The organism is Candidatus Vagococcus giribetii (assembly GCF_017316185.1).
Taxonomy (GTDB): Bacteria; Bacillota; Bacilli; order Lactobacillales; family Vagococcaceae; genus Vagococcus; species Vagococcus giribetii.
This window is the reverse complement of sequence record NZ_JAFLVX010000037.1, coordinates 1-13,369: the sequence shown is the minus strand read 5'-3', so window position 1 is coordinate 13,369 and position 13,369 is coordinate 1. Positions and strand designations below refer to the sequence as shown.

General features: G+C 34.2%; 10 protein-coding genes. 8 read left to right on the top strand and 2 right to left on the bottom strand.

All coding sequences use genetic code 11. From position 1 onward, the window contains the following. Together DOK76_RS12280 and DOK76_RS12275 are read left to right on the top strand one after the other, a co-directional pair. Nucleotides 1–822, top strand: coding sequence for a carbohydrate ABC transporter permease (locus DOK76_RS12280; protein ID WP_206968191.1), 822 nt, complete (start codon nt 1–3; stop codon nt 820–822). 17 nt (nt 823–839) lie between these two features. Further along, nucleotides 840–3,053, top strand: coding sequence for an alpha-galactosidase (locus DOK76_RS12275; protein WP_206968189.1), 2,214 nt, complete (start codon nt 840–842; stop codon nt 3,051–3,053). 43 nt (nt 3,054–3,096) lie between these two features. Here DOK76_RS12275 and DOK76_RS12270 read toward each other — a convergent pair whose 3' ends face one another. Both DOK76_RS12270 and DOK76_RS12265 read right to left on the bottom strand, forming a co-directional pair. Next, nucleotides 3,097–4,794 (bottom strand): sensor histidine kinase, encoded by a 1,698-nt coding sequence (locus tag DOK76_RS12270; RefSeq protein WP_206968187.1) that lies wholly within the window; start codon nt 4,792–4,794, stop codon nt 3,097–3,099. Continuing rightward, a complete protein-coding gene (locus DOK76_RS12265; RefSeq protein WP_206968184.1) occupies nt 4,791–6,314 on the bottom strand; it encodes a response regulator in 1,524 nt (507 codons plus the stop codon). The genes DOK76_RS12270 and DOK76_RS12265 overlap by 4 nt, the downstream gene beginning before the upstream one ends. Before the next feature lie 223 nt (nt 6,315–6,537). Between DOK76_RS12265 and DOK76_RS12260 the strand changes: the two genes are divergently transcribed. From DOK76_RS12260 to DOK76_RS12235, 6 genes are all read left to right on the top strand, one after another. Continuing rightward, complete coding sequence (locus DOK76_RS12260; RefSeq protein ID WP_206968182.1) at nt 6,538–7,833, top strand: ABC transporter substrate-binding protein; 1,296 nt, start codon at nt 6,538–6,540, stop codon at nt 7,831–7,833. A 198-nt stretch (nt 7,834–8,031) separates the two neighbouring features. Then, on the top strand, nt 8,032–8,907 hold the full coding sequence (locus DOK76_RS12255; protein WP_242542313.1) for a carbohydrate ABC transporter permease: 876 nt from the start codon (nt 8,032–8,034) through the stop codon (nt 8,905–8,907). 1 nt (nt 8,908) lies between these two features. Beyond that, the gene (locus DOK76_RS12250) at nt 8,909–9,730 is read left to right on the top strand and encodes a carbohydrate ABC transporter permease (RefSeq protein ID WP_206968180.1); all 822 of its coding nucleotides are present in this window, start codon (nt 8,909–8,911) and stop codon (nt 9,728–9,730) included. 256 nt (nt 9,731–9,986) lie between these two features. Beyond that, nucleotides 9,987–12,179, top strand: coding sequence for an anaerobic ribonucleoside-triphosphate reductase (gene nrdD, locus DOK76_RS12245; RefSeq protein WP_206968178.1), 2,193 nt, complete (start codon nt 9,987–9,989; stop codon nt 12,177–12,179). A 70-nt stretch (nt 12,180–12,249) separates the two neighbouring features. Beyond that, nucleotides 12,250–12,822, top strand: coding sequence for an anaerobic ribonucleoside-triphosphate reductase activating protein (gene nrdG / locus DOK76_RS12240; protein ID WP_206968176.1), 573 nt, complete (start codon nt 12,250–12,252; stop codon nt 12,820–12,822). A 65-nt stretch (nt 12,823–12,887) separates the two neighbouring features. Continuing rightward, nucleotides 12,888–13,217 (top strand): DMT family transporter, encoded by a 330-nt coding sequence (locus DOK76_RS12235; RefSeq protein ID WP_206968174.1) that lies wholly within the window; start codon nt 12,888–12,890, stop codon nt 13,215–13,217. The last annotated feature ends 152 nt before the right edge of the window (nt 13,218–13,369 follow it).

The following is a 13,369-nucleotide window of genomic DNA, read 5'->3' as shown; positions in this document are numbered from 1 at the left end:
ATGAAAAAATTAGGCACTTTTTTTAAATACTTTATTTTAATAGTTGCTTCGTTCATATCTGTCTTTCCGTTTATCTGGATGATTTTAGGTATGACAAATAAAACAGTGGACATAACTGCAGGAAAATTAATGATTGGGAGTGAGTTGATTACTAACTTTCAAAACTTATTTGCTAATAATTTAGATTTTAAAAGAGCTTTACTTAACTCAGCTGTCATAGCAGTCATCATAACAGTCTTTTCTTTATTACTTTCTTCTATGGCAGGATATGGCTTTGAAATCTATCGTTCGAAAAAGAAAGATAGGATCTTTAACTTCTTATTGCTATCGATGATGGTGCCATTTTCTGCAATGATGATCCCTTTGTACACTATGTTCTCTAAATTAAGCCCATCGCCATTTGGTATTAATACCTTGTTTAGTGTCATCATTCCGTCTGTTTGTACAGCTTTTAATATCTTTTTATTCAAGCAAAATATTAAATCATTTCCTAAATCACTCGTTGAAGCTGCAAGAATTGATGGATTAGGAGAGTTGGCGATTTTCTTTAAAATCTATATGCCAACGGCTAAAAATATTTATGCAGCAGCAGCTATTATTACATTTATGGGAAGTTGGAACAACTACCTATGGCCATTAGTTGCTTTACAATCACCAGAAAAAAGAACCATTCCTCTTGTATTATCTGCTATGGGAGCTTCTTATACACCTGATTATGGCATGATGATGACAGGAATTGTTATTGCCACTTTACCAATTGCAGCAGTGTTCTTTGTTCTGCAAAAACAATTTGTTCAAGGAATGTTAGGTTCAGTTAAATAAGTGAGTGGAGGATTAATATGACGTTAATAACGCTAAATGACAAAAAGAATGTATTTCATTTATCTAATCAGTGGGTAAGTTATGTGTTTTCAGTAGAAGACAAACAACTGATTCACAAATACTTTGGTAAAAAAATTCATACTTATTCAGGAGGCATGGACTACCCTGAAAAAACAAGAAGTTCCTTTTCGCCAGATTTACCTTTTGAAGACGAGCTTAAGGTTAGTTTAGATGCTGTTCTTCAAGAATTTCCAGGAAGTAATCAGGGAGATTATCGTTCTTCTGGGATTGAAGTTGTGTTTGATGCTCATGGTAATACCAATACTAAATTTGAATACGAGTCGCATTCAATCACTAAAGGGGTTATACCTAGTCCAGGACTACCAAGTAGTTTTGATGCTGAAAAAGGGGAGTCAGAAACTTTAGCAATTACGTTAAGAGATGAAGCAGAGCAAGTAGATGTGACTCTCTACTATACTATTTTTGAGGATTCTCCTACTATTGTTAGAAAATGCCGAATTAACAATAAAGGACAAGCTAGTGTAAAAATAGATAAATTAGTTAGTATGAGCTTAGATTTTCCAGCAGCAACTAATGAGTTAATCCATTTGTCTGGTTCATGGGCTCAAGAAAGACAAGTTGTTAGAGAAAAGATTAATCGAGGTATTAAGGTTCTTAGAAGTAAAAGAGGCTCAAGTAGTCACAATCAAAATCCTTTTTGCGCGATAGTTCAACCAACAACGACAGAAGAGTCAGGAGAAGTATATGGTTTCTCTTTTGTTTATAGTGGCGATCATGAAACTATTATCGAAAAAGATTCATTTGATCAACTTAGAATTCAGATGGGGATAAATCACGAAACTTTTTCATGGGTGTTAGAGTCAGAAGATGAGTTTTATACGCCTGAAGTGATTATGACGTTTTCACCTAATGGGTTAAATGGTTTTTCTCAAGAGATGCATAACTTTGTTACAACTCATGTTGTCAAATCTTCTTACAAAGAAAAGCATCGTCCAGTTCTAATGAATAATTGGGAAGCAACCTACATGGCTTTTGATGAAGAAACAATTCATTCATTAATGGACGAAGGGGCTAAATTAGGTGTTGAGTTGTTTGTGTTAGATGATGGTTGGTTTGGAAAAAGAAATGATGACACAGGTGGTTTAGGTGATTGGTGGGTAAATGAAACAAAACTGCCGAATGGTCTGGAAGGGCTAGTTACTTATGCGAAGAATCTAAATATGTCATTTGGTTTGTGGTTTGAACCAGAAATGGTCAGTCCGAAAAGTGAGCTGTATAAAAATCATCCCGATTGGGTACTTCATTACGAGAAAAAAGGAATGTCTCCAGCGAGATATCAATACATACTTGATTTAACAAGACAAGATGTTAGAGATTATCTGTATACTTCTATTGAAGCTATCTTAATGAGCGCTGATATTTCTTATGTAAAATGGGACATGAATCGTAATTTTTCAGAAACCTACTCTAAACAACTCTCAACTAGTGAACAAAAAGAGGTTAGTCATCGTTATGTCTTAGGCTTATACGAGTTGTTAGAAAGACTAACGACTCGTTTCCCTGATATATTATTTGAAAGCTGTTCTGGTGGTGGTGGCAGATTTGACCTAGGCATGCTTTACTATATGCCACAAACATGGACAAGTGATAATACTGATCCTGTTGAACGTTTGAGAATTCAGTATGGAACTAGTTTGGTTTATCCTATTTCCACAATGGGGTCTCATGTATCGGCTTCACCTAATCATCAAAATGGTAGGATGACTAGCATTGATACAAGAGGTCATGTAGCTATGTCTGGTTTATTAGGTTATGAATTAGATTTACTCAGAATTGATAAAGATGAAAAAGAAGCCATGAGAAAGCAAATCGATTTTTATAAAAAGCATCGTGATTTAATCCAATATGGAACTTTCTATCGTTTGTTGTCTCCTTTTGAAGGAAATCAAACAGCTTGGATGTTTGTATCAAAAGATAAACAAGAGGCTATTATCTTCTATTGTAATGGCTTAGCTAGTGCAGCACCTTCCTTGAAAAAACTAAAACTACAAGGACTGCTAGAAAATCAAAAATATGTGTTTGATAATGGCGTATCTAGTTATGGTAGTGAGCTGATGAATATGGGCTTTTACTCTCTAACAAAAGGCCATCAAGATATATTGGGAGATTTTGCGACTAGTTTTAGCTATTTAAAAGGCTTAAGTGAATAAAAAATAGAGTTCCTTACTTATTTTAGTAGGGAACTCTATTTTTTTATGTCTGAAAAGGAATAAGTAGCGAAATCGTTGTGCCAATTTCTGGACTAGAAAATAGTTGAAAGGTGGCTTCATCTTGATAGATTAAAGCTAAACGTTTCTGGATATTCTCAAGCCCGATACTTGAATAGTAAAGATGATCAGACGTTTCCTTTTTCTCCATTTTCTGTGGATCAAACCCAACGCCATTATCCATAATTTCAATGGATAAATAGTCATTATGTTTACGAATGAACAGTTGAATAACGCCTGTACGGCCATTCGGAAAAGCGTGTAAGTAGGCATTTTCAATCATAGGTTGAATGATTAATTTAGGGACCAATGCTTCTGAACAGTCAGGATCTAAATGATGGACTGTCTTTATTTGACTACCATAGCGAAGCTTTAAAATCGAGGTATAAGCTTCGATACTGGCTAATTCTTGTTCTAGAGAAACAAACTCTTTTTGATCACTAATGGTATGACGTAAAAGAGCAGTAAAGTCATCAATGGCTTCGATGGCTCTATCGTTATCATGTTGCCAAATTAAAAATTTAATAGCAGTCAGTGTGTTGTAAATAAAATGAGGTTGAATTTGTAATAATAAACCGTTAATTTCAATGAGGCGTTTGTCTGCTTCGGTTTTCATTAAGTCATTGAAATAATTATCTAAATCTTGAAGCATTAAGTTATAAGATTTACCTAATTCTCTTACCTCATGAGAGCCAGTAATCTCAATCTGTCCTTTGAAATTATCTTTTGTAACTGTTGGTAGTGAGTCAATCAACTGATAAATAGGCTTGGTGGTTTTCTTTATAATAAAGAAGGCAATAAAACTAATCGATAGTATCACGATTAAGGTCACCACTAAGGTAGGCTGTATCAGGTTCATATTGGCTACTAAGTGTTGCAAATCAATTTGATTGTAAAGGGTGAAATGATAAGAATAAAGAGGAAGCTCCGTCATTTCAAAATTACTTGATTGAGAGTTGTCGTGACGCCACGAAGTCCCTAGTTGATTGACATGATTAGATGAAATAATTTGGTTATCCGCATTAACAATAGTAATGTTATGAAGGTTATCATCTAATAATTCTCTGTATATAGAAGAAAAATGTTCTTCTGAGACAAAAATCAGGGCATAACCAAACGTAGTTTCTTTGTTAGTCAGTTTTCTAACAAAGAGTAAGCCAGGTTTATTGACCGTATCAGTTGTTGGACCTGAATCAAGGAAAAAATAGTCACTAATGGCTTGATTCTCTTCCATTTTTCTGGCAATGTCACTTGTTAGAAAATGATTGGTTGCCTCGGTTTTGATATTACTATTTTGCACAAAGGTTGCTTTATTTTTTCCAATAAGAATCAAGTTAGACGGCATATTATTAAAGATTGAACGAGTAGCCTCCAACTGAGAAAAGAGTTCAACAATTGTCCCGCTACTCTTAGTAGGTGAGGTGAGGTATTCTTCCACCACAGGACTTGTATCAACCAAATTAAAAATACGAGTCATATTATCGTTTAAGGATTCATAGTCTTTTTGAATTTTAGTCATTAGGACTTGATTGGACTGCTTATAGTTAGCAATATAACTTTTTTTAGATTGATTTAGGACAATACTAAAGGTAATAAAACTAACAATTAAGATAGAAGAAATAACAACCAGTATGATTTTTACGAAAAGCTCATTTGAAAGAAGCCATGCTCTTATTTTTTTCATAACTGATTTTCCCTACGATACTTGGAAGGACTAGTCCCGTAATATTTTTTGAACAACTTTGAAAAATAACTTAAATCAGCGTAGCCGCACTTATCTGCAATCTCTGATAGATTTGAATCTGATGTTAGTAAGAGATGTCTAGCTTTATTGAGCCGTATAGAGTTAAGGTAATCAGTGAAACTTGTGTTGTAATGCTGCGAAAATAATTTTGACACATAATTATAATTAAAGTGAAAGGTATCTGCCAATGTGGTGAGAGAGATATTTTTTTGGAAATTTCTTTCTATATACTGTGTCATTTGTTGAATCGTTTCATTCTCAGAGGCGTGATGTATTTGATTGTCTTCAATTAAAATTCTTAACTCCTCTAGAGTTGTCAGGACTAATAGAGAAAAATCTTCTAAGTATTTGACTTGATTGATTTTAAAGAGAAAGGTCTGCTTGAGTAGTTGAATATCAGCTGGCTTATCACAGAAATCTAGTAATAGAGAAAACAAGGTGTAGAAAATGTTGCTGGTTTCTTGTTTGAGTAAATCTGGTTTAGGCATTCTCTCAATAGTTGAATTAAAGTAATCCTCAATTCTAGTGATACTGAGATGAAAATCTTCATTGATGAGAGAACGTAAATATTTTTTTGTATCAAATTCTTCAAAAGTATTTAAATCTAAGAAGTCTTCTTCTTTTAATACAATGTGCCGTTTGAAATAGAAGTATTGCTCATGGCTTTCATTTTTCAACAATTGAATCTTATTTTTGATAGATTCTAAAGAATGAGTCACTGGACTTAAGACAAAAAATAAATCAGGTTCAATCCTTTTTAAAGCGCGGAGAGTATCTGTTAGTTCAATATGTAATAACTCATAGGGTAAATGAGACGTAAAGATAAGTCCGCATTCAGTTGTCTCAATGAGATAGAACAGTTCTTTAAGAGCTACTTTTTTTAAGAGAGTTTGTTTCAAGTAAGCAGTTACTTGTTGCTTATTTTGATACCATAATAAATTGGTATAGATTAGATAGTAATTTGGTTGGTCAAAATACTGTGTAAGTAGGTATTCCTCTTCAATAGGATAGCCCGATAAATACCGATTTAAATGTTGGGACAGACGATCTTCCTCAGCAAAAAACAGTTCTTTTTTAGTGGTCTTCTTGGCAATTCGCTTTAGGATAGCCAGTAGTTTGTCTGCTGTTAAGGTTGGTTTTAATAAGTAATCAATTGCCCCATTTTTAAAGGCTTCTGTTACATAGGGGAAATCATCATAACTACTAAGCACAAGAAACTGAGTATCTGGGTACTGTTGTTGAATGGTCTCAGAAAGCTCTAGACCGTTATATTCAGGCATAATCAAATCAGTTATGACAATGTCGGGTTGTTGTTCATGAATAATGACTAAAGCTTCTCTTCCATTAGTAGCTTCTCCAATAATATGAAAGCCGTGTTCTTCCCATGGAACAAGGACTTTTAAGCCATCTCGAATGCTTTTTTCATCATCAACAATTAAAATCGTTTTTAAATTCATCATAATGTGTTCTTCCTTTTATATATTCTCCTATCTAGTATATCCTTTCAGTCATAAATGTAAAATTAAATGTTATAAACAGTAAAAAATACCTTAAATAGTTCGTGAAATCGTTTGTAAAATTTGGGTAAACTTGTAAAAATTTAGTTAGTAAGTTGTAACTTATTGATAGCGTTTCCTCTAAAAGGTATAGTTGTGATACAAATTGATTGAAAGAGGGAAAAAAATGAAAAAGTTTTTTGGTATGTCAATGGCACTTATTGCAAGTCTAATGTTAACAGCTTGTGGTGGTGGCTCAGAAAAAAGTGATGCTAAGAAAACATCATCTGATGAAAATACAGTAACGGTTTGGGCATGGGATGAATCATTTAACATCAAAGCCTTAGAAGAAGCCAAAGCATTCTATGACAATAAGGATGTTAAGTTAGATATTGTTAATATGTCTCAAGAAGACATTGTCCAAAAGTTAAACACAAGCTTAGCTTCAGGCAATACAGATGGCTTACCTAATATTGTCTTAATAGATGATTATCAAATTCAAGGATACTTAACATCTTATCCAGATTCCTTTGCACCTTTAGATGACGTTGTTAATGGAGATGATTTTTTCCCATTCAAAATGAGTGTGAACCAAATGGAAGGTAAAACTTATGGCGTTCCTTTTGATAACGCTGTGACAGGTTTTTATTTTAGAAGAGATTACTTAGAAGAAGCAGGCTACAAACCTGAAGATTTACAATCACTTAATTGGGAAGAGTTTATTGAAATTGCAAGAGTCGTGAAGGAAAAGACGGGACATCCAATGGTTTCAATGAATCCAAATGACTTAGGTTTGTCAGCTACAATTATGCAATCAGCAGGACAGTGGTACATGGACGAGGACGCTAAAAAAGTTAATATTAAAGGAAATAAAGCGTTAGCTTACTCACTAAAAATCCGTGCGCAAATGCTTAAAGAAGGATTAGCTGAGCCTGTTGCTGATTGGGACGGTGGGGTTAATGCTGTTCAATCAGGTAATGTAGCTAGTGCGATTACAGGATGTTGGTACTCAAGTACGATTCAAGGATCAAAAGATCAGTCTGGTAAGTGGGGGATTGCGCCAATTCCAGTTATTAAAGATGATCCAAACTCTCGTCCAGCATCAACGATTGGTGGAAGTGGTTGGTACGTTATTAAAGGACTTCCAGGTGAGAAAAATGCCAAAGATTTCTTAAAACAAACCTTTGCGTCTAACTTAGAACTAATGGATGTGTTGGCTAAAGAGATAGGTTTAGTCAGTACTTTAAAAGAAGCAAGTAAATCACCTGTTTATCAAGAAGGTGTTGATTTCTATGGTGGTCAAAAAGTGTTTGAAGATTTCTCTAAATGGTCTGAAGATGTGATTACAGTTAATTACGGTAAAGACACTTACGCGATTGAGTCTGTATTAACAGAAAGCTTGCAACAAGTGGTTGACGGCAAAGACGTTGAAGATGTGTTAGCTAGCGCGCAAAAGCAAGCAGAAGAGGTTATTACACAGTAATTTTTTCAAAAAGAGGTTGTCACAGAAATACTGAGATTCAAAAAATAAGAAGGAAATCACGAAAGTTACTGGTTTAATTTTTGTGATTTTCGGCTTATTTTCTATAAAAGCTATTTCTGTGACACTGTTTAGTTGTGAATAAGAGATTGTGGCTTACTTGTGTCACAATCCCTTTTATATGTTGAGGAGGCTTTCAAGTTGAACACGAAAAAGAGATACAGCTTATTTGCTAAAGGTGATGGATTTGTTCTGATTCCAGTGATACTCATTACCTTGTTAGTATTTGTGCCGATGGTAATGGCATTAGTCACATCATTTAAATCAGGACCACCAACCAATATGACATTTAATGGTATCGGCAACTACCAAAGAATGTTATCAGACACTATTTTTAGAAAAGCTTTTACCAATACATTTTTCTATTTACTTATTCAAGTACCGATTATGATTTTGTTAGCGTTAGTTCTATCTCATCTATTAAATGATAAAAAATTAAAATTTAAGGGGTTTTTTAGAACAGCCTTATTCTTACCTTGTATCACGTCACTTGTGTCTTATTCCTTAGTAATGAAAAGTCTATTCTCAAGTAAAGGATTAGTTAATAACTTTTTGATGAATATGAATTTAGTTAGTGAGCCTTTGCAGTGGCTAACAGATCCATTTTGGGCGAAAGTATTAATCATTATTTCTATTACTTGGCGTTGGACTGGCTACAATATGATCTTCTTTGTGGCTGGGATGCAAAACATTGATCCTGAAATGTATGAAGCAGCTGAAATTGATGGGGCTAGTAAAACGCAACAGTTGTTTAAAATTACTATTCCTAATTTAAAACCAGTCATTTTGTTTACAACAATTACGTCAACTATTGGGACATTGCAATTATTTGATGAAGTTCAAAGTATTACAGGTGGTGGACCAGGAAATGCGACAACCACTTTGTCTCAGTACATTTATAATCTAAGTTTTAAATATACGCCTAATTTTGGTTATGCAGCGGCAGTTTCTTTTGTCATTGTTGTGTGTATCATTCTATTAACCATTGTCCAAAAGAAAGTAGCAGGTGAAGACTAAGATGAAAAAATTAACCACAGGACTAAAATATGCTGTCTTAATTGTGGCAGCATTTGTGTCTATATTTCCTTTCTTTTGGATGGTTTTAAGTATGACGAATGAAACAGTGGATATCATTACAGGTAAGATGATGATTGGAAAAGAGTTTATGACAAATCTGACTAATCTAATGACGAATGATCTAGGATTTCAAAGAGCTGTTGTCAATTCTTCTGTGATTGCAATCATTACCACATTCTTTTCTTTACTATTATCTTCAATGGCTGGGTATGGTTTTGAAATTTACCGTTCACCTAAAAAAGAATGGTTGTTTAACTTGTTACTACTATCTATGATGGTTCCGTTCTCTGCTATGATGATTCCACTTTATACGATGTTCTCAAAAATGAGTCCATCTATGTTTGGAATCAATACGTTATTTAGTGTGATTATTCCATCAGTCTGTACGGCTTTTACAATCTTTTTGTTTAGACAAAACATTAAATCATTTCCAAAATCTTTAGTCGAGGCTGCACGAATTGATGGTTTAGGGGAACTAGCTATCTTTTTCAAAATCTATATGCCAACGGCTAAAAACATTTATGCAGCCGCAGCTATCATCACATTTATGAGTAGCTGGAATAATTATTTGTGGCCTTTAGTTGCTTTACAATCACCAGAAAAAAGAACGGTGCCTTTAGTATTATCAGCAATGGGTTCTTCCTATACACCTGATTACGGCATGATGATGACAGGTATTGTCATTGCGACACTACCTATAGCAGTCATTTTCTTTATGCTTCAAAAGCAGTTTGTTCAAGGGATGTTAGGATCTGTTAAATAAAATCAAAAGAGGCTGTGATAGAAAATGTTTCTGTCGCAGCTTCTTTTTTGTCTTAATAGTGAGCATTCTTTTGTGAAAACGGTAACCAAATGTCACTAATAAAATTATCAAAATGAAAAAAGAAATGAAAACGTGAGTTAATCACTATATATAGAAAATTACTCAAACAATAAAAAATATAACACTATATGTAGTTGCTAAAAGTGAAAAACTGAGCTATCATGTACTAGTAATAGATATAAAGGGGTAGAGAAAAATGATAGAAATCGACAAGAAAAAGGTATCATTAACAAAAGAAAGTGCTGTGTTTAACAATGTTCAAGTGATTAAACGGGACGGACGGGTAACTGAGTTTGATGCAACGAAGATTACTAATGCTTTGTTAAAAGCAGAGCAGAAAATTAATGGAAATGCTACGCCTCATTCTGAAGCAAGGATTGAGGAAATTGTTGATTTGGTCATTGAAGAAATTACTCAACGATTTACACACAACGTAAAAATTTATGAAATTCAAAATATTGTCGAGCATATCCTCTTAGACAACTGTGAATATGATTTGGCAAAGGAATACATTAACTACCGAACTAGTCGTGATTTTGAGCGTAGTAAAGCAACGGATATTAACTTCACAATTGGTAAATTATTAAATAAGGACAGTCAATTAGTCAATGAAAATGCCAATAAAGACAGTGATGTATTTAACACACAACGTGATTTGACAGCAGGGATTGTTGGAAAATCTATTGGATTGAAATTATTACCACCTCATGTGGCAAACGCCCATCAAAAAGGGGATATTCATTACCACGATTTAGATTACCACCCATACTCACCAATGACTAACTGTTGTTTGATTGACTTTAAAGGCATGCTAAACAATGGTTTTAAGATTGGTAATGCTGAAGTGGAATCACCTAAATCAATTCAAACAGCAACAGCACAAATCTCGCAAATTATTGCTAACGTAGCTTCAAGCCAATACGGAGGTTGTTCTGCAGACCGTATTGATGAATTTTTAGCACCATTTGCTAAAAAGAATTACGACAAACATCTGGAAGATGCTAAAAATTGGATTGAGGATACAACTCGTCATGATGAGTATGCTAAATCTAAAACACAAAAAGACATCTATGACGCTATGCAAAGTTTAGAGTACGAGATTAATACTCTATTTACGTCTAATGGACAAACCCCATTTACGTCATTAGGCTTTGGCTTAGGAACTAACTGGTTTGAGCGTGAAATTCAACGAGCAATCTTTTTAAATCGTATTAAAGGTCTTGGAGAAGAACACCGAACAGCTATTTTCCCTAAATTAATCTTTACGATTAAAGACGGGGTTAACCGTCAAAAGACAGACCCTAACTATGATATTAAAGAACTTGCTTTAGAGTGTGCTACTAAAAGAATGTACCCAGACATTTTAAACTATGAAAAATTAGTTGAATTAACAGGTAGTTTTAAAGTACCAATGGGTTGTCGTTCATTCCTTCAAGGTTGGAAAAATGAAGCAGGCGAAGAGGTTAATGCTGGTCGTATGAACTTAGGTGTTGTGACTTTAAACTTACCACGTATTGCTTTAGAAGCTAATGGGGATCAAGAAAAATTCTGGGCTTTACTAGAAGAAAGATTAGGAACGATTAAAGATGCTTTAGTCTTTAGAATCAATCGTTGTAAAGAAGCCACACCAGCTAATGCGCCAATTCTATACTTACACGGTGCCTTTGGAAAAAAACTTAAGAAGACAGATGAAGTGAATGAGTTATTCAAAAACAAGCGTGCCACTGTTTCACTTGGTTATATTGGTCTCTATGAAGTTGCTGCAAGTTTCTTTGGTGGTGAGTGGGAATCAAATAGCGAAGCCAAAGAATTCACCCTAGATATTTTACGCTTCTTAAAGGGACATGCAGATGATTGGGGCAATGAATACGGCTATCACTTCAGTGTGTATTCAACTCCTAGTGAAAGTTTAACAGACCGTTTCTGTCGTATGGACCGAGAAAAATTTGGTGAAATTGAAGATATTACAGACAAAGACTACTACACAAATAGTTTCCATTATGATGTCCGTAAAAATCCAACACCATTTGAAAAACTTGATTTTGAAAAAGATTACCCACAATACTGTTCAGGTGGTTTTATTCACTACTGTGAGTATCCAGTACTGCAACAAAATCCAAAAGCTCTTGAGGCTGTTTGGGATTATTCTTATGACAAAGTAGGTTACCTAGGAACCAATACCCCAATCGATCATTGCTATGAATGTGATTTTGAAGGTGATTTCAACCCAACAGAACGAGGATTTGAGTGTCCACAGTGTGGTAACAATGATCCTAAAACCTGTGACGTTGTTAAAAGAACATGTGGTTATTTAGGAAACCCACAAGCTCGACCAATGGTACATGGTCGCCATAAAGAAATTTCTTCTCGTGTAAAACACATGAAATAAAGATAAATATCAGGGGGCTGTAACATAAGAAAATACTTATGTTACAACCTCTTTTTAGGAGACGATAAAAATGAAGAATCCAAAACCAAAAGAATGGACAGCTGAAAAATGGAGTCAAGGCTATATTGCTGATTATAAACCTTTTATGTTTGTTGATGGTGAAGGTGTTCGTTGTAGTATTTATGTAAGTGGATGTTTATTTGCTTGTGAGGGTTGTTTTAACAAAGCCATTCAAAATTTTAAGTATGGAACGCCTTTTACTCAAGAATTAGAAGATCAAATTTTTGCAGATTTACGTCATGATTCTGTACAAGGACTGACACTTCTAGGAGGAGAGCCATTTTTAAACACACAAGTCTGCTTAAAACTGGTTAATCGTTTTAGAGATGAGTTTGGTAAAAGTAAAGATATTTGGTCTTGGTCAGGATACACCTTCGAAGAGTTATTACTAGAAACTGAGGATAAACTAGAGTTGCTCTCGCAAATTGATGTGTTAGTTGATGGACGTTTTGAACTAGCTAAAAGAGATTTGACCTTACAGTTTAGAGGTAGTAGCAATCAACGTATTATAGATGTGAAGCAGTCCTTAGATAAAGGGAAAGTAGTTATTTGGGAGAAGTGCATCGATAAGGACAGAGCTTAACCAGCTTTTTATTTTCATTTTTCTGTGATAAAATAAGCTGACTTTTTTAATGAAGGAGACTGGTTATGCTAAAAGGTTATTTGTTTTTATTTGTAGCAATTATTGGCGAGGTCATAGGGACTAATTTGTTGAAAGCCACAGATGGCTTTACAAAATTAATGCCCACGCTTTACACAGTGATTGCTTACGTGATTTCGTTTTATTTTTTATCATTGTCTTTTAAAACCATTCCAATTGCTGTAGCCTATGCAGTTTGGGGTGCGATTGGTATTATTTTAATTACCCTGTTTTCAGTTTTAGTTTGGAAAGAACCCATTAATCTGATGACGATTCTTGGTTTAGGATTGATTATTGCAGGGACTATTATTGTCAATCTATTTGGAACAGGACATTAATGTAGTTGTTTCGTTACATTTATCATAAAACTTCATTAAATTGAAAAGATAAAGACACACTATTTTCATATTTAGTGGTTATTATATATGTATACCAACAAAACAACCCTAACAAACTTTTTCATTTTATTTACTCCTCCAAAGTAAATAAA